The organism is Pseudomonas sp. S2_E02, from assembly GCF_054668355.1.
On record NZ_CP162761.1, the window covers coordinates 249,603 to 274,531 of the forward strand.

A 24,929-nucleotide genomic window follows, 5' to 3' on the forward strand; every position below is an offset into this window, starting at 1 on the left:
TCACGTTCGAGGCCTTTTTTGTCTGCGCTGCAATCAGCCGCAGGCTTTCATGTTCACTGGGCCGACAAACTCATTACCGCGTCCCATCACGCATGCCACGCTCTGATTACGCTGACGCTCCCAGTCCTGCACCGGGTAAGTCTTGTCCCACGCTTCATACAATTGGCGATCCTGCTTCGACAGGCGCAAGCCGTATTGCTTGCTCATGTAGAAGTACGTGCGGGCGATCATGCCGCGAATCGACGGGCGGGGCATGACCTTCTTCGCCTTGAAGTCGACCTGGGTCAGGCACGAACCGTATTGCCCGGACTGCACGGGCAACCAGCCGTAGCTGAAGTTGCTGCGATCGCCATTGACCTCGCCAATGCTTGGCACCAGGTTATGCAAATCGGCTTCGGCCTTTTGATAGGTCGGGTCGTAACGGGTGCAGTTCTTGCGTCCGCCTTCCTGCCAGCATTGGCGCTGATGGCCGAACTGCCAGGCCGGCACAATGTGTTCCCACTCGATGCGTGATGCGCGCTTGGCATTCTTGCGCGGTACGTAACCGCAAGCCTTCAGATCAACTTTATTGCCAGTGTACTTGCACCCGCAATAAAACTCTGTGGACTGCGGCGCATACAGTTTCCAGGCGACCTTCTTGGCTTCGGTGAATGTGCGGGGTGCGCCAGCCTGGGCACCCATGGCGAAAAACAACAACAGCAAAGCAAAACAGCGGACACTCATTGAATCAATCTTCCTTCGGCACAACCCAAAAAATCTGCACGCCACCGTCGTCGCGATAAGCGAGGGTGACGTTGTCGTTCTCGTCGATTTCCTCAAGCAGGCGCTCCCACTCGTCCATCGGCTCGTCCGGAAGACGAAAGATCAGTGCGGCTTTGGCTTTTTGTGCGGTGGGGGAATTGATGATTTTCTGAACGCGCATGCCTATGCGTTCGTAAGCGTCAGGAGCATCAGGGGAGGTGGCCACGAGGTTATCCTTATTAAGCTGTACGTGCATACAGTATTTAACTGTAAGCATTTTCGCAACTGCTTAAAATACAAGAAAATCCTCTGACAGCGGTTTTCGGATTTTGGTGTAGGTCGTGTCGAGTTTTTTGTAGGAAAAGTGCGAGAGCTTTGTGAGCGTTGCACCACCCGCCCGTCAGGCGAGTGGTGCAGGGTGCCCAATCAAGAATTGACCGGGCGAAAGTCCATCAGTATTCCCAGAACATCCGTTGCAGCTCTTTGCTGTCATTGGTTTTGGTCAGGGCGACCATTGCCAGGATGCGGGCTTTCTGCGGGTTCAGGTCGTGAGCGACAACCCAGTCGTATTTGTCGTCTGGTTGTTCGGCGTTACGCAGAACGAAGCCGCCAGCGTTTACGTGGGACGAGCGAATGATTTGCACGCCATCCTTGCGCAGCGCTTGCAGGGCTGGAACCACGCGGGAGGAGACCGAGCCGTTACCGGTGCCGGCATGGATGATCGCCTTGGCACCGGATTGTGCGAGAGCCTTGTAGGCAGTATCGCTGACGTTGCCGTAGGAATAAGCGATTTCTACGTCAGGCAGGCTCTTGATATTTTTGATATCGAATTCCGAATCCATGGTGTGACGCTTGGCTGGCAAGCGGAACCAGTAGGATTTGCCTTCAACCACCATGCCCAATGGGCCCCAGGCACTTTTGAACGCTTCGGTCTTGATGTTGATCATCTTGCTGACGTCACGACCGGACTGGATTTCATCGTTCATGGTCACCAGTACGCCTTTGCCGTGCGCTTCTTTGCTGCTGGCCACGGCCACGGCGTTGTACAGGTTGAGCATGCCATCGGCGGACATCGCGGTACCCGGACGCATTGAGCCGACGACGATGATTGGCTTGTCGGTTTTTTCTACCAGGTTGAGGAAGTAAGCGGTTTCTTCCAGGGTGTCGGTGCCGTGGGTGATGACGATGCCATCGACGTCTTTGCTATCGGCCAGTTCGGCCACGCGACGACCCAGTTGCAGCAGGTTTTCGTTGGTGATGCTTTCCGAAGCAATCTGCATGACTTGTTCGCCACGCACGTTTGCCAGTTTGCTCAGCTCGGGAATGCCGGCGATCAATTGTTCGACGCCAACCTTCGCCGCTTGATAGGTGGCGCTGTTGGCGGCGCTCGCGCCGGCGCCGGCGATGGTGCCGCCGGTGGCAAGGACTACGACGTTAGCGAGCTTGGTCTGGGTTTCGACTTCTTTCGCCTGAAGGGCGGTGGGCAGGAGCAGGAGAAGGGCCAAAGCGCCCGGAACCAAAGTGTTGAAAGCAGATTTCATTATTTTTCTCTCTAGTAGTGAGACGGTGCTGATGCAGGTTCATCTAGATGCGCCCCAAGCCGATCTGAATGCTCGGGGTGCAGGCTAGGGAGCAGGATCTGTACCAGCCCTACTTTGCTTTAGAGAAATGTTTAACTTGATGATTTACATCAAGATTTTATGGATTTGCAAATGGTGGGGCGAAGCGTTTATCCGGGTTTCCGAACAATGGAGGCTTTCGCGTTCGGTTCACCGAAAGGGACTACGGCTTCTTTTCGAATGAAACCGGTTGCCGGCTCGGGATTCTTTACTAAAGAAACCGGCCTTGAGGCCGATGGTTGTTCTGGGAAACGCTTTTTTAGGGAGTTCACATGTCACTGACGATCGGTTTTTCAAACCCGGGTACAGTCACCATCGGCGGTAAAACCGCAGCGACGATCAATGCAATGAACCAGGCAGAAGCGGACGCTTCCGACGAGGCGCTGGGCGTTGAAAAAGAGCCGAGCAACCAGGTCAGGACCGGCGGCCCTGCGCAAGAAGCCAGTCAGGCCGATAGCGCGGACAGCGGCGACAGTCTGAATGTCACCGTGAAAATGCTGCTCAAGCGGATGAAAGAGTTGCAGAAGCAACTGCAGGAGCAGCAACAGCAACTGGCGGCGGCTCAGGCTGCGAGCTATCCGACGCCTGAGGCCAAGTCGCAGGCGGTGATGTCCATTCAGGGTCAGATCGCGCAGACCAGCGGCGCACTCATGGAGGTCGCGGCGGCGTTGCTCAAGGAAATGTCCCAGGGCTCCACCAGCGGCAACGTGGTCAACACCACAGCCTGAGCATCAAGGGACGAAGCAACGGATTCGTCCTTTAATCAATACCGATTTCTGATTGTTGACAAATGTCGGCGGGATTCGCATAGTTCGGTCTACGCAAACGTTTGCGCGGCGCTCTCGGGGCACTATGGCCCTGCAGATAGCCAAGTAGCTTACGCCAGCGCAAGCGTTGCTCACAATAATCATAAGATCGGAGTGAACCCATGAAGCTGCCATTCGCTGGACGTCTTCTTGCTGTCGCTATGCTGGCTGCCACAGCCGCCGCACTACCTGTCTCCTCGGCATTCGCCGAATCCGCCGAAAAACCCAAAGTTGCGCTGGTCATGAAGTCTCTGGCCAACGAATTCTTCCTGACCATGGAAGATGGCGCCAAGGCGTACCAGAAAGAACACTCCGCCGATTTCGACCTGATCTCTAATGGCATCAAGGATGAAACCGATACTGCTGGCCAGACCCGCATCGTCGAGCAAATGATCCTGGCCAAGGTCAATGCACTGGTGATCGCGCCTTCCGATTCCAAGGCCATGGTGCCGGTGATCAAGAAAGCCGTCGATGCTGGTATCACCGTGATCAACATCGACAACCAACTCGATCCGGCCATCGTCAAAAGCAAAAACATCAGCGTGCCCTTCGTAGGTCCGGACAATCGCAAAGGCGCGCGTCTGGTCGGTGAGTACCTGGCCAAGCAGCTCAAGGCCGGTGACGAAGTCGGCATCATTGAAGGCGTGTCCACCACGACCAACGCTCAGCAACGTACCGCTGGCTTCAAGGATGCGATGGACGCCGCACAGATCAAGATCGTTTCGTTGCAATCAGGTGACTGGGAAATCGACAAGGGCAACAAGGTTGCCGCTTCGATCCTCAGCGAATACCCGGACGTCAAAGCACTGCTGGCCGGTAACGACAGCATGGCCGTCGGCGCCGTTTCCGCAGTACGTGCCGCTGGCAAGGCCGGTCAGGTTCAGGTGGTCGGTTACGACAACATCAACGCCATCAAGCCAATGTTGAAGGATGGCCGCGTGTTGGCCACGGCTGACCAGTTCGCTGCCAAGCAGGCAGTGTTCGGCATCGAAACCGCGCTGAAAATCATCAAGGGCGAGAAAGTCGACAGCGGCGCCAACGGCGTGATCGAAACACCGGTCGAGCTGGTCACCAAGTAAGTCTTCTGGCGACACAACGGCGCTCGTCCGTCCGGGCGAGCGCATGGAGAGTTTTTATGTCAGTTTCCGCCCCGAACGCTGTCCTCTCGGTCAGCGGTATCGGTAAGACCTATGCGCAACCGGTGCTCACCGGCATCGATCTGACGCTGATGCGCGGTGAAGTGCTGGCGCTGACCGGCGAGAATGGTGCCGGCAAAAGTACCCTGTCGAAAATCATTGGCGGACTGGTCACGCCGACCACCGGCCAGATGCAATTCCAGGGCAAGGACTATCGTCCGGGCAGCCGCACCCAGGCTGAAGAGCTCGGCGTGCGTATGGTCATGCAAGAGCTCAATCTGTTGCCGACACTGTCGGTCGCGGAAAACCTGTTTCTCGACAATCTGCCAAGCAACGGCGGCTGGATCAGCCGAAAACAACTGCGCAAAGCAGCGATCGAAGCCATGGCGCAAGTCGGTCTCGACGCGATTGATCCGGATACGCTGGTCGGCGAGTTGGGGATCGGGCATCAGCAGATGGTTGAAATTGCCCGTAACCTGATTGGCGATTGCCATGTGCTGATTCTCGATGAGCCGACCGCGATGCTGACCGCACGTGAAGTCGAAATGCTGTTCGAGCAGATCACCCGGTTGCAGGCGCGCGGCGTTTCGATCATTTACATTTCCCACCGTCTCGAAGAGCTGGCCCGTGTCGCACAGCGCATTGCCGTGCTGCGCGACGGCAATCTGGTCTGTGTCGAGCCGATGGCCAATTACAACAGCGAGCAATTGGTTACGCTGATGGTCGGTCGTGAACTGGGCGAACACATCGACATGGGCCCGCGCAATATCGGCGCCCCGGCGCTGACTGTCACGGGTTTGAATCGCTCTGACAAAGTGCGCGATGTTTCATTCGAAGTCCGTGCCGGCGAGATCTTCGGGATTTCCGGATTGATCGGGGCAGGGCGCACAGAACTGCTGCGACTGATTTTTGGTGCGGACGTTGCCGACAGCGGCACCATCGCGCTCGGCTCCCCGGCCAAAGTGGTCAGTGTGCGCTCGCCGGTCGATGCGGTGCGCAACGGTATCGCGTTGATTACCGAAGACCGCAAGGGTGAAGGCCTGCTGCTGAGTCAATCGATCAGCGCCAACATCGCACTGGGCAACATGCCGGAAATCTCCAGTGGCGGTGTCGTCAACAATGGCGACGAGATCGCTTTGGCGCAGCGTCAGATCGATGCCATGCGCATCCGCAGTTCGAGTCCGACACAACTGGTTTCAGAGTTGTCCGGTGGCAACCAGCAGAAGGTCGTGATCGGCCGATGGCTGGAGCGCGACTGTTCGGTGCTGCTGTTCGACGAGCCGACCCGTGGCATCGACGTCGGCGCCAAGTTCGACATTTATGCCTTGCTCGGCGAATTGACTCGCCAGGGCAAAGCGCTGGTGGTGGTGTCCAGTGATCTGCGTGAGTTGATGCTGATCTGTGACCGCATCGGCGTGTTGTCGGCCGGCCGGTTGATCGACACCTTCGAGCGCGACAGCTGGACCCAGGATGACTTGCTTGCCGCCGCGTTCGCCGGCTACCAAAAACGTGATGCGTTGCTCAATGAAGCGGCGCCTAGGGATCTCCCATGAAAACTGCATCTCCTGCCGGCAAACGTAGTGGCAACTTCTACGGTCTGGGCACTTATCTGGGCCTGGCCGGCGCCTTGCTGGCGATGATTGCGCTGTTCTCGGTCTTGAGCAGCCACTTTCTGTCCTATAACACCTTCAGTACGCTGGCCAACCAGATCCCTGATCTGATGGTGCTGGCGGTCGGCATGACCTTCGTGTTGATCATCGGCGGCATCGACCTTTCGGTGGGTTCGGTATTGGCGCTTGCCGCTTCGACGGTCAGCGTCGCCATTCTCGGTTGGGGCTGGGGCGTGTTGCCGTCAGCGTTGCTCGGCATGGCAGTGGCGGCACTGGCTGGCACCGTGACCGGTTCAATCACGGTGGCGTGGCGGATTCCATCGTTCATCGTCTCCCTGGGCGTGCTGGAAATGGCTCGGGGTCTGGCTTATCAGATGACGGGATCGCGCACCGCGTACATCGGTGATTCGTTTGCCTGGCTGTCGAACCCGATCGCGTTCGGCATCTCGCCATCGTTTATCATTGCTTTGCTGGTGATTATCATCGCTCAGGCCGTGTTGACCCGTACCGTATTCGGTCGCTACCTGATCGGCATTGGCACCAACGAAGAGGCGGTGCGCCTCGCGGGGATCAATCCGAAACCCTACAAGATTCTGGTCTTCAGCCTGATGGGGCTGCTGGCCGGTATCGCTGCGCTGTTTCAGATTTCCCGTCTGGAAGCCGCTGACCCGAATGCCGGTTCCGGTCTGGAGTTGCAGGTAATCGCAGCTGTGGTTATCGGTGGTACCAGCCTGATGGGCGGGCGTGGTTCGGTGATCAGCACGTTCTTTGGCGTGTTGATCATTTCGGTCCTGGCGGCAGGTCTGGCGCAGATCGGTGCGACTGAGCCGACCAAACGAATCATCACCGGCGCCGTCATCGTGATCGCGGTGGTGCTCGACACTTATCGCAGTCAGCGCGCCAGTCGCCGGGGCTAAGAGATGGCAACGATCAAGGATGTGGCAGCCCTCGCGGGGATTTCCTACACGACGGTGTCGCATGTGGTGAACAACACCCGTCCGGTGAGTCAGGAAGTGCGGTTGAAAGTCGAGGCGGCGATCAAGAGCCTCGACTATGTGCCGAGTGCGGTGGCGCGCTCGCTCAAAGCCAAGACCACTGCAACCATCGGCCTGCTGGTGCCCAACAGTCTCAACCCGTATTTCGCCGAGTTGGCGCGGGGCATCGAGGATTATTGCGAGCGTAACGGCTATTGCGTGATCCTCTGCAACTCCGACGACAATCCCGACAAGCAGCGCAGCTATTTGCGCGTGTTGCTGGAGAAACGCATCGACGGTTTGATCGTTGCTTCCGCTGGCGGTGACAGCGGTCTGGCGCAGGGGTTGGCCGGGGTGAAAACGCCGATGGTCATCGTCGACCGAGGTCTGGATGGCGTCGATGCCGATCTGGTGCGTATCGACCACGAATACGGCGCTTACCTCGCGACCCGGCACTTGCTTGAGTTGGGGCACCGCGACATCGCCACCATCGGCGGCCCGGCCAGCACCAGTGTTGCGCAGATGCGTCTGGCCGGTTATTGCCGAGCGCTGAAAGAGGCGGGCGTTGACGTCCGTCAGGAGCGCATGCTGGAAAGCGATTTCACCAGTACTGGCGGGTACAACGCAGCGGCGATTCTGCTCGAGCGCAATCCGCCGAGCGCAATCTTTGCCGGTAACGACATGATCGGCATTGGTGTGCTGCGAGCGGCGGCGGAGCGCAATGTGCGCGTGCCGAGCGAGCTGTCGGTGATTGGTTTCGATGATATCCAGATGAGTCGTTACGTCTACCCGGCACTCACCACGGTGGGGCAATCAATCCTGCAACTGGGCGAGATGGCGGCCGAAGTGTTGCTGCGCAGGATTGCCACGCCGAGCCTGGGCACTGATCAACGGATCGTGACCCCGAGTATTGTCTTGCGCGAATCCACTGCACCGTTGTCCGGCGTGTTCACCGAATACCGCTGAAACCGAATTGACGAGTAATGATGTATGCCAGCAAATGTAGTGGTAATAGGCAGCCTGAACATGGATCTGGTGACCCGGGCGCCACGGCTGCCGGTCGGCGGCGAAACGTTGATCGGTCATTCGTTTGCCACGGTTTCCGGTGGCAAGGGCGCCAATCAGGCGGTGGCCGCAGCGCGTTTGGGCGCGCAGGTGGCGATGGTTGGCTGTGTTGGCAGCGACGATTATGGCGTGCAACTACGCAACGCCTTGTTGGCCGAACAGATCGATTGCCAGGCAGTGAGCATCGTCGATGACTCCAGTGGCGTGGCGTTGATCGTGGTCGATGACAACAGTCAGAACGCCATTGTCATCGTCGCCGGCGCCAATGGCGCCATGACGCCCGCAGTGATCGACCGGTTTGATGCGGTGCTGCAAGCCGCAGACGTGATCATCTGCCAGCTCGAAATTCCGGATGCCACGGTGGGGCATGCGCTCAAGCGCGCGCGCGCGCTGGGTAAAATTGTCATCCTCAATCCGGCACCGGCCAGTCGTCCACTGCCGGCGGACTGGTTTGCGGCGATCGACTACCTGATCCCCAATGAGAGCGAAGCGACCGTGTTGAGCGGCTTGCCGGTGGACTCGCAGGAAACGGCAGAAAGTGCAGCCAGTCAGTTGATCGCCATGGGTGCGGGCAAAGTCATTATTACCCTTGGTGCGCAAGGCTCGCTGTTCGCCAATGGCCAAAGCTTTGAGCATTTCCCGGCACCCAAAGTGAAGGCTGTCGACACCACGGCCGCAGGCGACACATTCGTGGGTGGTTTCGCCGCTGCGCTGGCCAATGGCAAGTCCGAGGCCGAGTCGATTCGTTTCGGGCAGATCGCCGCCGCGTTATCGGTAACCCGCGCCGGCGCACAGCCGTCCATTCCAACCCTATCCGACGTACAGGCCTTTAAACCCGCATGAAAAAGACTCCTCTGCTCAACGTCGCATTGTCGCGGCTGATCGCGTCCCTGGGCCATGGCGACATGGTGGTCATTGGTGATGCCGGGCTGCCAGTGCCGCCGGGTGTCGAGCTGATTGATCTGGCGCTGACCCACGGTGTCCCGGATTTTGTCAGTACCCTGAAAGTCGTGCTCAGCGAGATGCAGGTGGAAAGCCATGCATTGGCCAAAGAAATCTTCGACAAGCAACCGACCGCGCTGAATACCCTGGAGCAGTTGAGTGAAGAGGGCGCTCTGGGCCGTCGTGATCTGCTCAGTCACGAGCAATTCAAGGTTCTCAGCCGACAGGCTCGGGCGATTGTTCGTACAGGGGAATGCCAGCCGTACTGCAACATCGTGCTGGTCGCTGGAGTCACCTTTTAACTTTTGATTTCACAAGCACAAGGAATGCGCCATGCAACGCTATGCTCAGAAACTGCATCAATTCATCCGGAGCCTGCTGCTTTTGTCCGTAATAACTGCCACCGGCGCCCAGGCGGCGGAAAAAATCGACCTGATCATCGACACCGACCCGGGTGCCGACGATGTGGTCGCCTTGCTGTTCGCCCTGGCCTCGCCGGACGAACTTAACATTCGCGCGCTGACCACCGTGGCCGGCAACGTGCGCCTCGACAAGACTTCGCGTAACGCACGACTGGCGCGCGAGTGGGCAGGGCGCGCGGACGTACCGGTTTATGCTGGCGCGCCGAAGCCGCTGATGCGCACACCGATCTACGCCGAGAACATCCATGGCAAGGAAGGCCTGTCGGGTGTCACCGTGCACGAACCGAAAAAGGGGCTGGCTGAAGGCAATGCGGTCAATTACCTGATCGATACCCTGAAAAAAGCCAAGCCGCACAGCATCACGATCGCCATGCTCGGTCCACAGACCAACCTGGCGCTGGCGCTGATCCAGGAGCCTGAAATTGTTCAGGGCATCAAGGAAGTGGTGATCATGGGCGGGGCGCACTTCAACGGTGGCAACATCACCCCGGTGGCGGAATTCAACCTGTTTGCTGACCCGCAAGCGGCTGAAGTGGTCCTGAAAAGCGGCGTGAAACTGACCTACCTGCCGCTGGACGTGACCCACAAGATTCTCACCAGTGATGCGCGCCTGAAACAGATCGCTGCGCTGAACAACAACGCGAGCAAGATTGTCGGCGACATTCTCAACGAGTACATCAAAGGCGATATGGAGCACTACGGTATTCCGGGTGGTCCGGTGCATGACGCTACCGTTGTGGCCTATCTGCTCAAGCCGGAACTGTTCACCGGTCGCTCGGTGAATGTCGTAGTGGATAGTCGTGAAGGGCCGACTTTCGGTCAGACCATCGTCGATTGGTACGACGGCCTGAAGGCGCCGAAAAACGCCTTCTGGGTGGAAAATGGCGACGCGCAAGGCTTCTTTGACTTGCTCACCGAACGCCTGAAACGTCTGAAGTAAGCCACTCGCCCGCAGGTGCCAGCCTGCGGGTTTACCCTTTCTCTGCGTGTTCGTGTTCGACCTGTTCGGTCGGGTAGCGCTCGAAAATCTGCTTGATGAATTGCTTGGCCGCTTCTGTGCCCAACTCTTTGACCAATAAATCGATACCAATCAGCGCAAGCTCCTCGGTGGTTCCCGGGCTGTAAGAGCTGTGTCCGTCTGCCCATTTGGCATTAATGGCGGCGTCGATGCTGATCGTGGTCATGAGAGCGCTCGAATAGTCGGAAGATCTTGGGTTTGAGTTAACCATTTTGTCGGGCATTTGGCACTGCGACTTAGGCATGAGCGGAGCGCTATGCGACACTTGGTCTTTTGAGGCTTCCAAGGATTGTGCTGTGCAGATCGATTTGAACACCCCTGACGGCCTGACGCTCGACGCGGTGCGCCAGTTGCTCGCATCGGCCAGTGATGACGAACACACGCAGCTGCGCGTGACCAAGGGCGGTATCGCTTACATTTCCTCCGGCGTTACCGGTGGGCAGGATATCGACGGCTTGCTGTTTCGCCTGGAAACCTGGGCCAAGGGCTCGGGCTACGTGGGCAATGTCGCGGCCAGTGACGAGGTATGGGTCATGCAGATTTTCAATGCGTTGAAGGACAACTGGCCGAATCCGCCGTATGACTACATCGACGTCTATTGAGCGCCGTTAATATTCAGTCACGATTGATTGATGAAGTGACGCATGCCCCTCAGGCACACTCGGCGTTTTTCCGATCGTGGGGCAGAGTGATGGTGATGGCCTTGGCTGTGAAACCAATCGCTTGAATGGCGGTCGCACGATCTCAGCTTAACCATTTTGAAAACAAGGAGGCTTCATGCCTTTGAAGTTCGCGACACTGGGTGCACTTATGGCCGCTGCCATGCTGGCCGGTTGCAGCACGACCTCCAGCGAGTCGGCAAAGGAATCTGCGGCAACCGAAGCTGGTCACAGCCGCTGTGAAGCATCGGCGGCGGAATTCGCCATTGGCAAGAAAGCTTCGCCAGAGCTTCTGGAGCAGGCGCGCAGCAAAGCCGGGGCGCAAAATGCCCGCTTCCTCAAGCCGAACGACATGATCACGCTTGAGTACCGCTCCGATCGCTTGAACCTGAACACCGACAACAATCTGGTGATCACTCGCGTCAACTGCGGCTGATCACGCGCCACTTTTGTTGCAGGCATAAAAAACCCCGTCACATGGACGGGGTTTTTTTAGTGCGCGCAGAAATTACTCTGGGCGAACCTGTGCAGCTTGCATACCCTTTTGGCCTTTCTCAGCCACGAAAGAGACGGTCTGGCCTTCTTTCAGGCTTTTGAAACCGTCGGATTCGATAGCTTTGAAGTGTACGAACAGGTCGTCACCGCCACCTTGAGGAGTGATGAAGCCGAAGCCTTTTTCATCGTTGAACCACTTAACGGTGCCGGTTTGGCGATTAGACATGGTGTATCTCCAAGAAACATATATTTTTCAGTACTGTGCTGCTCAGGCCAACTGGGCACACCCGGGTATCATAGTCGAAATGTTCGCTTTGGTAGCCCCCCGGACGTGCTGTTTGCCAATCAGTCGTGTTTTCTTTACTGCCTTTATCGGCTGAAGGCCCCGGTTTACAAGGCTTTTAGCGGAACGTAAAGACGATAAAAAAACCTGTAAAACCTGCATAAAACGTCTGAAAAGACGCAAATTCAGCCCTTTTCAAGGGCGCTGGGCCGAGTCAGGACGCTTTTTTTCTTACTTTTTCGCCGGAGTATTCGCCTTGCATTTGGCGATTTGGCCCAGCGCTTTCTGCTGCAGTTCAGGGGTGGCCTTGTTGTCCATCAGCGCCTGAATATCGGCGGCAGGATAGGACTTGATGGCATCAGCGCCACAAGCGCAGTGCGATTTGGCCGCGGCGGCACCAATTTGCGGAGTAGCCGCCTGGGTGCACTGCGCCATGTACTTCTCGCGCTCGCCCTTCGGCCAGTCGGCGTGGGCGCTCAGTGGCAGCAGCATAACGATAGGGGCGACTACGGCGAACAGGGTATTCAGACGCATGCGAGGATGCTCCTTGTGGGTCAATGTCTTGTTATCTGAGGGCTGAAAGGCCTATCAAGTTCAGCACTCTGGCATAAAAACAGACGATTTGCCTTCTGATCAAACAGAGGCATAAGTGACCGCTCATCTGTGCTAGCATGCCGGGCTCAAGCGTTCTCTGGCGCCGGATGACCTTCAGTCCCGGCAGCGGTCAACGTGCGAATATTTTCGATTTGAATCCCAGTCACTCTGGTTCGGTTTTCCGGTTGGCCGCAAGGCTCCTGCCGCTGTAAGGCAGGCGTTCGTCATTGAATGGCCTGGATCGGATCTTGTACTGGCTCATCCCAACCCACGTGACCTTTGGTAGGGGTCACCACTAGGAGAGGAGGCGCCATGCCAACTATTACTCTTCCCGACGGCAGTCAACGTTCATTCGATCACCCGGTTTCCGTAGCCGAGGTCGCCGCATCCATTGGTGCCGGTCTGGCCAAAGCCACACTGGCCGGCAAGGTCAATGGCCAACTGGTCGACGCCAGCGACATCATCAGCAGCGACGCGACCCTGCAAATCATTACGCCTAAGGATGAAGAGGGGCTGGAGATCATTCGCCACTCTTGCGCGCACCTGGTTGGCCACGCGGTCAAGCAGCTGTACCCGACTGCGAAAATGGTCATCGGGCCGGTCATCGACGAAGGCTTCTATTACGACATCGCCTTCGAGCGTCCTTTCACTCCGGACGACATGGCCGCTATCGAACAGCGCATGCAACAGCTGATCGAAAAAGATTACGACGTCATCAAGAAAGTCACTCCGCGCGCCGAAGTGATCGAAGTGTTCAAGGCTCGTGGCGAAGACTACAAGTTGCGCCTGGTCGAGGACATGCCGAACGAACAGGCCATGGGTCTGTACTATCACGAAGAATACGTCGACATGTGCCGCGGTCCGCACGTGCCGAACACGCGTTTCCTGAAATCCTTCAAGCTGACGAAGCTGTCCGGTGCCTACTGGCGCGGCGACGCCAAGAACGAGCAATTGCAGCGCGTTTACGGCACCGCTTGGGCAGACAAGAAGCAGCTGGCGGCTTACATCCAACGCATCGAAGAAGCTGAGAAGCGCGATCACCGCAAGATCGGCAAGCGTCTGGGCCTGTTCCACACCCAGGAAGAATCCCCGGGCATGGTGTTCTGGCACCCGAACGGCTGGACTCTGTACCAGGTGCTTGAGCAGTACATGCGCAAGATCCAGCGCGACAACGGCTACCTTGAGATCAAGACGCCGCAAGTCGTTGACCGCAGCCTGTGGGAGAAATCCGGTCACTGGGCCAACTACGCCGACAACATGTTCACCACTCAATCGGAAAACCGCGACTACGCGATCAAGCCGATGAACTGCCCGTGCCACGTGCAGGTGTTCAATCAGGGCCTGAAGAGCTACCGCGAGCTGCCGATGCGTCTGGCCGAGTTCGGTGCCTGCCACCGTAACGAGCCATCGGGTGCGCTGCACGGCATCATGCGTGTGCGTGCGTTCACTCAGGATGACGCCCACATCTTCTGCACTGAAGAGCAGATGCAGGCTGAATCCGCCGCATTCATCAAGCTGACCATGGACGTTTATCGTGACTTCGGCTTTACCGATGTCGAGATGAAACTGTCCACTCGTCCGGAAAAACGCGTCGGTTCCGACGAATTGTGGGATCGCGCTGAAGCTGCATTGGCTGCAGCTCTTGATTCTGCGGGCCTGCCGTACGATCTGCAGCCGGGTGAAGGTGCGTTCTACGGTCCGAAGATCGAGTTCTCGCTGAAAGACTGCCTTGGTCGGGTCTGGCAATGTGGTACTCTGCAGCTCGATTTTAACCTGCCTGTCCGTTTGGGCGCTGAATACGTCTCTGAAGACAACAGCCGCAAACACCCAGTGATGTTGCACCGTGCGATCCTCGGTTCCTTCGAGCGTTTCGTCGGGATTCTGATCGAGCACTACGAAGGTGCGTTCCCTGCGTGGCTCGCGCCAACCCAGGCGGTGATCATGAATATCACTGATAAACAGGCAGATTTTGTTGCAGAAGTTGAAAAAACTCTCAACGAAAGCGGATTTCGTGCCAAGTCCGACTTGAGAAATGAAAAGATCGGCTTTAAAATCCGCGAGCATACTTTGCTCAAGGTTCCCTATCTTTTGGTTATCGGAGATAAGGAAGTCGAGATGCAGACTGTCGCTGTGCGTACTCGTGAAGGTGCTGACCTGGGCTCGATGCCCGTCGCCCAGTTCGCTGAGTTTCTCGCGCAAGCGGTTTCCCGGCGTGGTCGCCCAGATTCGGAGTAATTATTATTAAGCGTGAAATGAGACAAGATAAACGAGCTGCACCGAAAGCCCCGATCAACGAGAATATCTCGGCACGCGAGGTTCGGTTAATTGGCGCTGATGGCGAGCAGATTGGCATCGTCTCGATTGATGAAGCGCTTCGTATTGCTGAAGAAGCAAAGCTTGATCTGGTGGAAATCTCCGCAGACGCAATCCCACCGGTTTGCCGTGTGATGGATTACGGCAAATCGATCTTCGAAAAGAAGAAGCAGGTTGCCGCGGCGAAGAAGAACCAGAAGCAGATTCAGGTAAAAGAAATCAAGTTTCGTCCAGGGACGGAGGAAGGGGATTACCAGGTAAAACTGCGCAACCTGGTACGTTTCCTGAGTGATGGGGACAGGGCCAAGGTATCCTTGCGATTCCGCGGCCGTGAGATGGCCCACCAGGAGCTGGGGATGGAACTCCTCAAGCGGGTTGAAGCTGACCTGCTCGAGTACGGTTCGGTCGAACAGCATCCTAAGATGGAAGGACGCCAGCTGATCATGGTCATCGCCCCGAAAAAGAAGAAGTAATCAACAGGGCACGGCAGGCCTTCTGATTATGTTTATCAACTGAATGCGGAGTATCCGAACATGCCAAAAATGAAAACCAAAAGTGGTGCTGCTAAGCGGTTTCTGAAAACTGCTAACGGTATCAAGCACAAGCACGCTTTCAAGAGCCACATCCTGACTAAAATGTCGACCAAGCGTAAGCGTCAACTGCGCGGTAGCAGCTTGCTGCATCCGTCTGACGTGGCAAAAGTCGAGCGCATGCTGCGCCTTCGTTAATTTAGTCAAGAATAGAGGAAGTAACTCATGGCTCGTGTAAAGCGTGGCGTCATTGCCCGTAAGCGTCACAAAAAAATTCTGAAACTTGCTAAAGGCTACTACGGCGCACGCTCCCGCGTATTCCGTGTTGCCAAGCAAGCGGTAATCAAGGCAGGCCAATACGCCTACCGTGACCGTCGTCAGAAAAAACGTCAGTTCCGCGCTCTGTGGATCGCTCGTATCAACGCTGGTGCTCGTGTTAACGGTCTGTCCTACAGCCGTTTCATCGCTGGCCTGAAAAAAGCGTCCATCGAGATCGACCGTAAGGTTCTGGCTGATCTGGCAGTGAACGAAAAAGCGGTGTTTGCTGCGATTGTCGAGAAAGCTAAAGCCACCTTGGCTTAAGTACCCCCGACAATCACCCGGCCTCACTTCCGTGGGGCCAGGTGGTAAACGTCTTAAATAGGGGAAGAGCCTTCAAGCTCTTCCCCTATTTTGTATCTGGAGTCTGTACATGGAAAACCTGGATGCGCTGGTCTCTCAAGCACTAGAGGCTGTGCAAAGCGCTGAAGATATCAATGCCCTGGAGCAAATCCGGGTTCAATACCTTGGCAAAAAGGGCGAATTGACTCAGGTGATGAAGACCCTGGGGAATTTGCCGGCAGAAGAGCGTCCGCAAGTCGGCGCCCTGATCAACGTTGCCAAGGAACGTGTCACAGGCGTACTCAATGCGCGCATGGCTCTGTTTGAAGAAGCCGAACTGGCTGCCAAACTGTCCGCCGAATCCATTGACGTGACGTTGCCGGGCCGTGGCCAGACCTCTGGTGGTCTGCATCCGGTGACCCGGACTCTGGAACGTGTTGAACAGTTCTTCACCCGCATCGGCTACGGCATCGCCGAAGGCCCTGAGGTCGAAGACGACTATCACAACTTTGAAGCGCTCAACATCCCAGGCCATCACCCGGCCCGGTCGATGCATGACACCTTCTATTTCAACGCCAACATGCTGCTGCGCACCCATACCTCGCCGGTACAGGTCCGCACCATGGAATCGAAACAGCCGCCGATCCGCATCGTCTGCCCGGGCCGCGTGTATCGCAGCGACTCCGATATCACCCACTCGCCGATGTTCCACCAGGTCGAAGGCCTGCTGGTTGATCGCGACATCAATTTTGCCGATCTCAAAGGCACCATCGAAGAATTCCTGCGGGTGTTCTTCGAAAAAGAGCTGGCCGTGCGTTTCCGTCCTTCGTACTTCCCGTTCACCGAGCCGTCCGCTGAAGTCGATATGGAATGCGTGATGTGCAGCGGTAAAGGCTGCCGTGTCTGCAAGCAGACTGGCTGGCTGGAAGTGATGGGCTGCGGCATGGTTCACCCGAACGTGTTGCGCATGTCCGGCATTGATCCGGAAGAGTTCTCAGGTTTTGCTTTCGGCATGGGTGTCGAGCGTCTGGCCATGCTCCGTTACGGCGTGAACGACTTGCGTCTGTTCTTCGACAACGACTTGCGGTTCCTCGCGCAATTTCGCTAGTCGTAACGAATTCTTAGGAGAGCAGGATGAAATTCAGTGAACAATGGCTGCGTGGCTGGGTTAGCCCGCAGGTAAATCGCGACGAGCTGGTTGCTCGTCTGTCGATGGCGGGCCTTGAGGTCGATAGCGTGACCCCGGCCGCCGGTGTTTTCAGTGGTGTGGTGGTGGGTGAGGTGCTGAGCACCGAGCAACACCCTGATGCCGACAAGCTGCGTGTGTGCCAGGTCAGCAACGGCGCGGAAACTTTCCAGGTCGTGTGCGGTGCGCCAAACGTGCGTCCGGGCCTGAAGATTCCGTTCGCCATGATCGGCGCTGAGCTGCCGGGCGACTTCAAGATCAAGAAGGCCAAGCTGCGCGGCGTCGAGTCGAACGGCATGCTGTGCTCGCAAGCCGAGCTGCAGATCGGTGAAGGCAACGACGGTCTGATGGAGCTGCCGGTCGATGCACCGGTGGGCGAAGACTTCCGTGTGTACCTGGATCTGGAAGACGCCAGCATCGAGGTCGATCTGACCCCGAACCGCGGCGACTGCCTGTCCCTGGCCGGTCTGGCCCGTGAAGTCGGCGCACTGTATGCCGCGCCGGTCACCCGTCCGGTGGTCATGGCCATTCCTGCCGCGCACGACGAAGTGCGTTCGGTAGAAGTGCTGGCCCCAGCCGCGTGCCCGCGTTACCTGGGCCGCGTTATCCGTAACGTTGACCTGTCCAAGCCAACGCCGCTGTGGATGGTGGAACGTCTGCGTCGCGCCGACGTGCGCAGCATCGACGCTGCCGTCGACATCACCAACTACGTGATGCTCGAGCTGGGTCAGCCGCTGCACGCCTTCGATCTCGCCGAAATCAACGGCGGCATCCGTGTGCGCATGGCGGAAGAGGGCGAGAAGCTCGTTCTGCTCGACGGTCAGGAAGTCAGTCTGCGTAGCGATACGCTGGTCATCGCCGACCACACCCGCGCGCTGGCGATTGCCGGTGTGATGGGCGGCGAACGCAGCGGCGTCTTTGCGACGACTCGCGACGTATTCCTGGAGAGTGCGTTCTTCGACCAGATCGCTGTTGCTGGCAAGGCTCGCTCCTACGGCCTGCACACCGATGCTTCGCACCGCTATGAGCGTGGCGTTGACTGGCAACTGGCCCGTGAAGCCATGGAGCGCGCCACTGGCCTGCTGCTGGACATCACTGGCGGCGAAGCCGGCCCGATCATCGAGACCGTCAGCGAGCAACATCTGCCGTCGATCGCACCGATCACTCTGCGCTCCCAGCGCATCACCCAGATGCTGGGTATGGAAATGGATTGCGCCCAGGTTGAGCGTTTGCTCGGCGGCCTGGGTCTAGGTATTACTGCCGATGGCGAAGGCCAGTGGCGCGTAGAAGTGCCAAGCCATCGCTTCGACATCAGTCTGGAAGTCGATCTGATCGAAGAACTGGCGCGTCTGTACGGCTACAACCGTCTGCCGGTTCGTTACCCGCAAGCGCGTCTGGCGCCGCAAGCCAAAGCCGAAGCGCGTAGCGATCTGCCGGAACTGCGCCGCCTGCTGGTAGCGCGTGGTTATCAGGAAGCGATCACTTACAGCTTCATCGATCCGCGTCAGTTCGAACTGTTCAGTCCGGGCGTCGAGCCGCTGTTGCTGGCCAATCCGATCTCTAATGACATGGCAGCCATGCGCTCGTCGCTGTGGCCGGGTCTGGTCAAGGCGCTGCAGCACAACCTCAACCGTCAGCAAGATCGCGTGCGTCTGTTCGAAAGCGGTCTGCGTTTCGTTGGTCAGCTCGAAGGCCTGAAGCAAGAGCCGATGCTGTCCGGCGTGGTTTGCGGTAGCCGCCTGCCGGAAGGTTGGGCGCAAGGTCGCGACACGGTTGATTTCTTCGACGTCAAGGCTGATGTGGAAGCGGTGCTCGGCTTCGCCGGTGCACTGGATTCGTTCACCTTCGCTCCGGGCAAACACCCTGCGTTGCACCCGGGTCAAACCGCGCGCATCGAGCGCGAAGGGCGTGAAGTCGGTTTCATCGGCGCCATTCACCCGGAATTGTCGAAAGCCTTGGGTCTGGACCGTCCGGTCTTCGTTTTCGAGCTGGTTCTGGCTGAAGTGGCACTCGGTAAAATGCCGAAATTCCACGAGTTGTCGCGCTTTCCTGAAGTGCGTCGTGACCTTGCACTGATTGCGCACAAAGACGTCGCGTCCGCGGCCGTACTGGACGTAATCCGTGAAAATGCAGGCGAATGGCTCACGGATCTCAGGCTGTTTGACGTGTATCAGGGTAAAGGCATTGATCCTGATAGAAAAAGCCTTGCAGTTGGCTTGACCTGGCAGCATCCATCGCGCACTCTTAATGACGATGAGGTGAATTCGACGACGCAAAATATCCTCACCTCGCTCGAACAAAGGTTGAACGCCACGTTAAGGAAGTGACGTATGGGGGCTTTGACGAAAGCTGAGATGGCGGAACGTCTGTATGAAGAGCTGGGCCTGAACAAGCGGGAAGCCAAGGAATTGGTAGAACTGTTTTTCGAGGAAATCAGGCACGCTCTTGAAGACAACGAGCAGGTCAAATTGTCCGGTTTCGGCAATTTCGACCTTCGGGACAAACGCCAGCGGCCTGGCCGCAACCCGAAAACGGGGGAAGAAATCCCGATCACGGCTCGCCGTGTGGTCACCTTTCGTCCAGGGCAGAAGTTGAAGGCCCGAGTTGAGGCTTATGCTGGAACCAAGTCATAACGACGAACTACCCGTCATCCCGGGCAAACGCTACTTCACCATCGGTGAAGTCAGCGAGCTGTGTGCCGTAAAGCCACACGTGCTGCGCTATTGGGAGCAGGAGTTTCCTCAACTCAACCCCGTCAAACGCCGCGGAAACCGCCGGTATTATCAGCGCCAGGACGTGCTGATGATCCGGCAGATCCGCGCGCTCCTTTACGATCAGGGTTTCACCATCGGCGGCGCACGCTTGCGCCTGTCCGGCGATGAAGCCAAAGACGACACGACCCAATACAAGCAGATGATTCGGCAGATGATTGCCGAATTGGAAGATGTGCTGGTGGTTCTCAAGAAATAAAAAGCAGCGTTTGAATACTTCCAGTTTTCAAACGCTTGCGCTATATTCTTGAGCGTTCTTCGAGGTGAAGAACAGTTGCAAAACCAGTCGGGGCGTAGCGCAGTCCGGTAGCGCACTAGCATGGGGTGCTAGGGGTCGAGTGTTCGAATCACTCCGTCCCGACCATATAATTCAATGACTTAGCCCAATCTGAAAAGATTGGGCTTTTTCATGCGCAGTGATTTTTGCTCTCTATAGAAGAGCATTTCCCGTCAGCTTCTTTCACTCGCCGTTTTCTGCGCCGAATCGATGCAAAGCGAATAAAAAGTTTGCTGAAAGTCAGCCACCACCTTCTCCTGCTTCCTCGCGTCCGACTCCCTAGGCATGTCGTAGGCCTGCCCGATCAAGGCTTTGTACAAACTACCCACATACTCGCTCTCCTTTCCTGCGTTGTCGGCCAGTTCCAGGACGGAGGAGAGGGGCACGCCTCCTTGCCTGGCTTTCATGATGGCTTTGGCCGAATTTTCGACTCGCTGGCACTCTTCCAGATATTCGCTGGGCAAGGGTGCGCTGTGTGCTGCAAAGCTGAAAGTGAGCAGTATTGCCGTTGTCGCCAGAAACCGATTGAACATGGCACGCCATCCCTGAATGTTGGCCGGGAACGTTAGCATTCATGGCTCGGCGCTACCATCTGTTCATCGGCCAAAAGCAGAGGTTCACTGGCTGGGTTTTTTAACATCTGCGGAATCGCTCGAGGTGTTGGCATCCTTCTGTGTTTCGTGTGCTTCGGCACCGGAATTTGATCCTGATGCTTCCTCGCCTTTCTTGTCGGCTTTGTCTTCTTTTGACTCGGATCCGCCTTGGTTTACGCCGGGAATCGCAGTGGCTGGAACTGAGGAGCCGCCTGTTTTTTCAGCCGCAAGGGAAAACAGTGGGCACAGTGAAAGCAGGCTTGCCAATCCGATAGCAATCATTCGCTTGTTCATGAGGTTGTCTTCCAGGTCGGGGATGTACTGCATTGGAAGAACTCACAGGGCGAAGGTGCGGTACATCAGACCAGCGGCATCAGGTCAAGTAAGGTGGCCAGGCGTTATACGTCTAAGAGATCTACGGCGCCAACTGGCTCCATTCAATCCCGAACCGGGCCAGGTACTTGCGCAAGCGGTCCGCATCATTAGGCTGCGCCTTGGCCAGGCGCGAGATGCCAAACAAGCGGCGACCGGCATCTGACAGGCTGTCTGCTTGCCGGCAGACCTCAAGCACTGCCCGCAACTGCAAGCGGTCAAACAGATCCATGCTCTCTTCATTCCCTGGCAAATCTTCTGAGTTGCTTCCCGCTTGGGTCAGGCCCCAGGCATAACGCAACCGCTCAATCTCTTCCTGCACCTGCGCCTCATCAATTCTCCCGCTATCCGCCAATGTCGCCATGCGCGTGATCGACGCAGACAGTTCGCGGAAATTGCCCAGCCACGCCGCTTCACTAGAGCTGGCGAAGGCCAGATAGCGGCGGCGTGCTTCAAGGTTGAAGCGCACCAATTGCCCATGCTCACGGGCATGGCGCTGCAACTCGAAATCAATATTCGGCTCGATATCCTCGCGGCGACCGGCGAGGCCGGGAAGGTCGAACGTCCAGAGGTTGATGCGTGCGTACAAGTCTTCGCGAAACAGGCCTTCAGCGACCCGGCTGCGCAGGTCGCGATGGGTGCCGGCGATGATCAGGAAGTCGCTCTCCACCTCCTTGTCAGAACCCAGTGGAAAGAAGCGTTTTTCTTCAATCGCTTTGAGTAGCATCGCCTGCTCGTCGGCGCCCAGTTCGCCGATTTCATCGAGGAACAGCATGCCGCCATCGGCCGCACGCAGCAGACCGTCGCGGGCGTTCTGTGCGCCGGTGAAGGCGCCTTTGCTGTGGCCGAACAAGGTCGACATCGCACCGTCGCCACGCAGGGTGGCGCAGTTGACTTCAACAAAGCGCCCCTGCATCTGATGGCGGTTGCGTTTGAGTTCGTAGATGCGTCGAGCCAGAAAGGATTTGCCGGCACCGGTCGGGCCGATCAGCAGCATGGGGGCTTTCGAGCGTACCGCAACGCGTTCGATCTGCTCGATGGAGCGGTTGAACGCGGCATTGCGTGTGGCGATGCCGGACTTCAGAAATGCCAGACCTTCCAGGCGTTTATTGGCGAAGCGTGAGGCGATGCGATCGTATCGCGACAGGTCGAGGTCGATCAGGGCGTGGGTGCCGCAGGCGTGCTCGTCTTCGCTCTTGCGCTTGGCGGGGGAGGTCTGGATCAGGCGAGCGGGCAAGTAGCGCGCCTCGGTCAACAGAAACCAGCAGATCTGCGCGACGTGGGTGCCGGTGGTGATGTGGACGAGGTAGTCCTCGTGTTCGGTGTCGAACGCGTAGGCAGTGGTGAAATCGTGCAGCGCGCCGTAGACCTCTTCAAAATCCCACGGATTGCGCAACGCCATCGAGTGCAGGCGCACTTCGGTTTCCGGTGAAACCTGCTGGATGTCGGCGCGCACTCGCTCGGCGAGACTGACGTCGCGGGCGTCGATGCCGTGAATCAGCTCAAGCCGATTGATCAGCACATCCGCCTGCTGGCAGAGGCCCACGCTCGGGCGCCAATGGCTCCAGCGATTAGCGCCTTTACCGACGCGATCAAGGGTGGCTCCGATAAAACCGATAGCGACGGTACGTCTATTTTGCATGCTTATCTCAAAAGATAAAAAACGATATCTAATGATAATTTTTCTACGCAGGGTTTGTCGTTAATTCAAACACTCAAAAAGTCGATAGATAATAAAGGTCATTTAAAACAGAGAGTTATGAAGTTTTTTTGGGGGAATTGAAAACCTGGCACGGGCGCTGCTATGTCTATCGCAACGAACAGCAAAACCCCGCGAGACGTCAAGATGGCCAACTCAAATTTCTTTAATACGCAGTCGAATAAAGACATGAAAGATCACACTTACCAATTGCTCGAAGTCGCCAACGGCAAACCGATCAAACTCTGGACCGAAGGCGTTCCGGTGGAAAACGAGGCCCGCGAGCAGTTGATGAACACCGCAAAAATGCCGTTCATCTTCAAACATCTGGCGGTCATGCCGGATGTGCACTTGGGCAAGGGCTCGACCATCGGCAGCGTGATCCCGACAGTCGGCGCGATCATTCCGGCAGCGGTCGGCGTCGACATCGGCTGCGGCATGATTGCCGCGCGTACGTCGCTGACCGCCGCTGATTTGCCGGACAACCTGCTCGGTCTGCGCAGCGCTATCGAGCAAGCGGTGCCACATGGCCGCAGTTCGACCCGTTCGCGGCGCGACAAGGGCGCCTGGGATGAGATCCCGCAGCAAGCCGATCAGGCCTGGGCGGGGCTGCAGCCACGGTTCAAATTGATCACTGACAAGTACCCGAAACTGGCCAACACCAACAACCGCGGGCACCTCGGTACGCTCGGCAGCGGCAACCACTTCATCGAAGTGTGCCTGGATGAAGCCAACCGGGTCTGGTTCATGTTGCACAGCGGCTCGCGTGGCGTCGGCAATGCCATCGGCAACCTGTTCATCCAGATGGCTCAGGCGGATATGCGTCAGCACATCGCCAACCTGCCGGATCGTGACCTGGCCTACTTCGAAGAAGGCAGCCAGCACTTTGATGATTACGTGGAGGCGGTGGGTTGGGCGCAGGACTTCGCCAAACAGAACCGCGAACTAATGATGCGTGCGGTGATTCAGGCGACGCGACAGATTATTCGCAAACCGTTCGAAGTGGCGCTGGAAGCGGTCAACTGCCACCACAACTATGTGCAGAAAGAGCGGCATTTTGGTGAAGAGGTGCTGGTCACCCGCAAAGGCGCGGTATCGGCGAAGAAGGGCGAGCTGGGGATTATTCCAGGCTCGATGGGCGCCAAGAGTTTCATTGTCCGGGGCCTGGGTAACGAAGAATCCTTCAGTTCCTGCAGCCACGGCGCCGGCCGCACCATGAGTCGGACCAAGGCCAAGAATACGTTCACTGTCGAGGATCAGATTCGCGCCACGGCCCATGTGGAGTGCCGCAAGGACGAGGCGGTGATCGACGAGATTCCGATGGCCTACAAGGACATCGACAAAGTCATGCACGCCCAGCGTGAGCTGGTGGAAGTGCTGCACACCTTGCGTCAGGTGGTGTGCGTCAAAGGATAAAAGGAAAGCAAGTCATGGAACTGGAAGAACGTCACCCGCTGTGCACCACCATGCGCGCGCGGGTTCTGGAAGAGCTGGCGCGGATAGAACGCGAGCGCAATGTCACGGTGCTGTACGCCTGTGAATCCGGCAGTCGGGCCTGGGGTTTTGCCTCGACCGACAGCGATTACGACGTGCGGTTTGTCTACGTGGAGAAGCCCGAGTGGTTCGTTCAGGTCGATGCGCCGCGTGATGTGATCGAGCGTCCGCTGGACGATGAACTCGACGTCAGTGGTTGGGAGCTGCGCAAGACCCTCGGGTTATTGCGCAAATCCAATCCGACCTTGCTGGAGTGGCTCGACTCGCCGCTGGTTTATCGCAGTGAAACCGCGCAGGTGGCACAGCTGCGCGAACTCGCCGAAGCGTTCTACAGCCCGCCAGCAGCGCGCAATCACTATCTGTCGATGGCAAAGAAGAACTTTCGCGGTTACCTGCAAGGTGAAACCGTGCGTTTCAAGAAGTACTTCTACGTGCTGCGACCATTATTGGCCGTGCGCTGGATCGATCAGGGACGAGGCCGGCCACCGATGACGTTTGCCGACCTCCTGACCACCGTCGACGACCGCGCGTTGCTCGATGAAGTCGACGAATTGCTCGCCCTTAAACGCAATGCCGATGAGAGCGCCTATGGGCCGCGTCGACCGGCGTTGCACGGGTTCATCGCGGCCGAACTCGAGCGCGAAGTGCCCACATTACTCAGAACTCAGGAAGACTCGCGACGGCTGGATCAGTACCTCCGGGATACCGTCGGGCTGTACGCGTAAGGAAT

29 protein-coding genes and 1 tRNA gene are annotated in these 24,929 nt (G+C 57.4%); 21 read left to right on the plus strand and 9 right to left on the minus strand.

The window, feature by feature from the left end; all coding sequences use genetic code 11:
- Positions 1–33: 33 nt before the first annotated feature.
- From AB4O01_RS00975 to AB4O01_RS00985, 3 genes are all read right to left on the minus strand, one after another.
- Complete coding sequence (locus AB4O01_RS00975; RefSeq protein WP_093432123.1) at positions 34–723, minus strand: endonuclease; 690 nt, start codon at positions 721–723, stop codon at positions 34–36.
- Between the two features lie 4 nt (positions 724–727).
- The gene (locus AB4O01_RS00980) at positions 728–997 is read right to left on the minus strand and encodes a DUF1654 domain-containing protein (RefSeq protein WP_371748305.1); all 270 of its coding nucleotides are present in this window, start codon (positions 995–997) and stop codon (positions 728–730) included.
- 196 nt (positions 998–1,193) lie between these two features.
- Positions 1,194–2,282, minus strand: a complete 1,089-nt coding sequence (locus AB4O01_RS00985) for an asparaginase (protein ID WP_034152752.1) — start codon at positions 2,280–2,282, stop codon at positions 1,194–1,196.
- A 350-nt stretch (positions 2,283–2,632) separates the two neighbouring features.
- Here AB4O01_RS00985 and AB4O01_RS00990 point away from each other — a divergent pair, with 350 nt between their 5' ends.
- The 8 genes from AB4O01_RS00990 (at position 2,633) to AB4O01_RS01025 (ending at position 10,255) form a co-directional block, all read left to right on the plus strand.
- Entirely contained in the window at positions 2,633–3,088 is a 456-nt protein-coding gene (locus tag AB4O01_RS00990; RefSeq protein ID WP_093432134.1) for a hypothetical protein, read from the plus strand.
- Between the two features lie 200 nt (positions 3,089–3,288).
- Positions 3,289–4,245: a sugar ABC transporter substrate-binding protein gene (locus AB4O01_RS00995; RefSeq protein ID WP_016984936.1), complete on the plus strand. Its 957-nt coding sequence runs from the start codon at positions 3,289–3,291 to the stop codon at positions 4,243–4,245.
- A 56-nt stretch (positions 4,246–4,301) separates the two neighbouring features.
- Positions 4,302–5,855, plus strand: coding sequence for a sugar ABC transporter ATP-binding protein (locus tag AB4O01_RS01000; protein WP_093432137.1), 1,554 nt, complete (start codon positions 4,302–4,304; stop codon positions 5,853–5,855).
- Complete coding sequence (locus AB4O01_RS01005; protein ID WP_007913478.1) at positions 5,852–6,829, plus strand: ABC transporter permease; 978 nt, start codon at positions 5,852–5,854, stop codon at positions 6,827–6,829. The genes AB4O01_RS01000 and AB4O01_RS01005 overlap by 4 nt, the downstream gene beginning before the upstream one ends.
- Before the next feature lie 3 nt (positions 6,830–6,832).
- On the plus strand, positions 6,833–7,852 hold the full coding sequence (locus AB4O01_RS01010) for a LacI family DNA-binding transcriptional regulator (RefSeq protein ID WP_093432142.1): 1,020 nt from the start codon (positions 6,833–6,835) through the stop codon (positions 7,850–7,852).
- A gap of 24 nt (positions 7,853–7,876) precedes the next feature.
- Positions 7,877–8,794 (plus strand): ribokinase, encoded by a 918-nt coding sequence (gene rbsK / locus AB4O01_RS01015; RefSeq protein WP_460090353.1) that lies wholly within the window; start codon positions 7,877–7,879, stop codon positions 8,792–8,794.
- Positions 8,791–9,195, plus strand: coding sequence for a D-ribose pyranase (rbsD, locus tag AB4O01_RS01020; protein WP_414926907.1), 405 nt, complete (start codon positions 8,791–8,793; stop codon positions 9,193–9,195). Before rbsK ends, rbsD begins: the two co-directional genes overlap by 4 nt.
- Before the next feature lie 31 nt (positions 9,196–9,226).
- Complete coding sequence (locus AB4O01_RS01025) at positions 9,227–10,255, plus strand: nucleoside hydrolase (RefSeq protein ID WP_460090355.1); 1,029 nt, start codon at positions 9,227–9,229, stop codon at positions 10,253–10,255.
- Between the two features lie 31 nt (positions 10,256–10,286).
- Here AB4O01_RS01025 and AB4O01_RS01030 read toward each other — a convergent pair whose 3' ends face one another.
- Positions 10,287–10,499: a hypothetical protein gene (locus AB4O01_RS01030; RefSeq protein WP_093432151.1), complete on the minus strand. Its 213-nt coding sequence runs from the start codon at positions 10,497–10,499 to the stop codon at positions 10,287–10,289.
- A gap of 130 nt (positions 10,500–10,629) precedes the next feature.
- On the opposite strand from AB4O01_RS01030, the gene AB4O01_RS01035 reads away from it, so the two are divergent.
- Positions 10,630–10,935: a hypothetical protein gene (locus AB4O01_RS01035; protein ID WP_007913485.1), complete on the plus strand. Its 306-nt coding sequence runs from the start codon at positions 10,630–10,632 to the stop codon at positions 10,933–10,935.
- A 175-nt stretch (positions 10,936–11,110) separates the two neighbouring features.
- Complete coding sequence (locus AB4O01_RS01040; protein ID WP_093432154.1) at positions 11,111–11,428, plus strand: I78 family peptidase inhibitor; 318 nt, start codon at positions 11,111–11,113, stop codon at positions 11,426–11,428.
- A 72-nt stretch (positions 11,429–11,500) separates the two neighbouring features.
- On the opposite strand, the gene AB4O01_RS01045 is transcribed toward AB4O01_RS01040, so the two are convergent.
- Together AB4O01_RS01045 and AB4O01_RS01050 are read right to left on the minus strand one after the other, a co-directional pair.
- The gene (locus AB4O01_RS01045; RefSeq protein ID WP_003179963.1) at positions 11,501–11,713 is read right to left on the minus strand and encodes a cold-shock protein; all 213 of its coding nucleotides are present in this window, start codon (positions 11,711–11,713) and stop codon (positions 11,501–11,503) included.
- A 288-nt stretch (positions 11,714–12,001) separates the two neighbouring features.
- Positions 12,002–12,304: a hypothetical protein gene (locus tag AB4O01_RS01050; protein WP_093432157.1), complete on the minus strand. Its 303-nt coding sequence runs from the start codon at positions 12,302–12,304 to the stop codon at positions 12,002–12,004.
- Between the two features lie 372 nt (positions 12,305–12,676).
- Between AB4O01_RS01050 and thrS the strand changes: the two genes are divergently transcribed.
- From thrS to AB4O01_RS01095, 9 genes are all read left to right on the plus strand, one after another.
- The gene (gene thrS / locus AB4O01_RS01055) at positions 12,677–14,599 is read left to right on the plus strand and encodes a threonine--tRNA ligase (protein WP_007913488.1); all 1,923 of its coding nucleotides are present in this window, start codon (positions 12,677–12,679) and stop codon (positions 14,597–14,599) included.
- Positions 14,599–15,150, plus strand: a complete 552-nt coding sequence (gene infC, locus AB4O01_RS01060) for a translation initiation factor IF-3 (RefSeq protein WP_171057393.1) — start codon at positions 14,599–14,601, stop codon at positions 15,148–15,150. The genes thrS and infC overlap by 1 nt, the downstream gene beginning before the upstream one ends.
- Before the next feature lie 60 nt (positions 15,151–15,210).
- Positions 15,211–15,405: a 50S ribosomal protein L35 gene (rpmI, locus tag AB4O01_RS01065; protein WP_002553160.1), complete on the plus strand. Its 195-nt coding sequence runs from the start codon at positions 15,211–15,213 to the stop codon at positions 15,403–15,405.
- A 27-nt stretch (positions 15,406–15,432) separates the two neighbouring features.
- Positions 15,433–15,789: a 50S ribosomal protein L20 gene (rplT, locus tag AB4O01_RS01070; protein ID WP_007913489.1), complete on the plus strand. Its 357-nt coding sequence runs from the start codon at positions 15,433–15,435 to the stop codon at positions 15,787–15,789.
- Positions 15,790–15,898: 109 nt separating this feature from the next.
- A complete protein-coding gene (gene pheS, locus AB4O01_RS01075; RefSeq protein WP_003226365.1) occupies positions 15,899–16,915 on the plus strand; it encodes a phenylalanine--tRNA ligase subunit alpha in 1,017 nt (338 codons plus the stop codon).
- 26 nt (positions 16,916–16,941) lie between these two features.
- A complete protein-coding gene (gene pheT / locus AB4O01_RS01080; RefSeq protein ID WP_460090358.1) occupies positions 16,942–19,320 on the plus strand; it encodes a phenylalanine--tRNA ligase subunit beta in 2,379 nt (792 codons plus the stop codon).
- A 3-nt stretch (positions 19,321–19,323) separates the two neighbouring features.
- Complete coding sequence (gene ihfA / locus AB4O01_RS01085) at positions 19,324–19,626, plus strand: integration host factor subunit alpha (RefSeq protein WP_002553164.1); 303 nt, start codon at positions 19,324–19,326, stop codon at positions 19,624–19,626.
- Positions 19,607–19,963: a MerR family transcriptional regulator gene (locus AB4O01_RS01090; protein WP_003179985.1), complete on the plus strand. Its 357-nt coding sequence runs from the start codon at positions 19,607–19,609 to the stop codon at positions 19,961–19,963. Before ihfA ends, AB4O01_RS01090 begins: the two co-directional genes overlap by 20 nt.
- 88 nt (positions 19,964–20,051) lie before the next feature.
- A tRNA-Pro gene (locus AB4O01_RS01095) sits at positions 20,052–20,128 on the plus strand.
- 86 nt (positions 20,129–20,214) lie between these two features.
- Here AB4O01_RS01095 and AB4O01_RS01100 read toward each other — a convergent pair.
- From AB4O01_RS01100 to rtcR, 3 genes are all read right to left on the minus strand, one after another.
- On the minus strand, positions 20,215–20,574 hold the full coding sequence (locus tag AB4O01_RS01100) for a hypothetical protein (protein ID WP_093439384.1): 360 nt from the start codon (positions 20,572–20,574) through the stop codon (positions 20,215–20,217).
- 84 nt (positions 20,575–20,658) lie between these two features.
- Positions 20,659–20,928: a hypothetical protein gene (locus tag AB4O01_RS01105; RefSeq protein WP_095047771.1), complete on the minus strand. Its 270-nt coding sequence runs from the start codon at positions 20,926–20,928 to the stop codon at positions 20,659–20,661.
- A gap of 121 nt (positions 20,929–21,049) precedes the next feature.
- Positions 21,050–22,648, minus strand: coding sequence for an RNA repair transcriptional activator RtcR (rtcR, locus tag AB4O01_RS01110; RefSeq protein ID WP_460090360.1), 1,599 nt, complete (start codon positions 22,646–22,648; stop codon positions 21,050–21,052).
- Positions 22,649–22,894: 246 nt separating this feature from the next.
- Here rtcR and AB4O01_RS01115 point away from each other — a divergent pair, with 246 nt between their 5' ends.
- Together AB4O01_RS01115 and AB4O01_RS01120 are read left to right on the plus strand one after the other, a co-directional pair.
- Positions 22,895–24,121: an RtcB family protein gene (locus AB4O01_RS01115; RefSeq protein WP_093439375.1), complete on the plus strand. Its 1,227-nt coding sequence runs from the start codon at positions 22,895–22,897 to the stop codon at positions 24,119–24,121.
- A 14-nt stretch (positions 24,122–24,135) separates the two neighbouring features.
- Complete coding sequence (locus AB4O01_RS01120; RefSeq protein ID WP_186624919.1) at positions 24,136–24,924, plus strand: nucleotidyltransferase domain-containing protein; 789 nt, start codon at positions 24,136–24,138, stop codon at positions 24,922–24,924.
- The last annotated feature ends 5 nt before the right edge of the window (positions 24,925–24,929 follow it).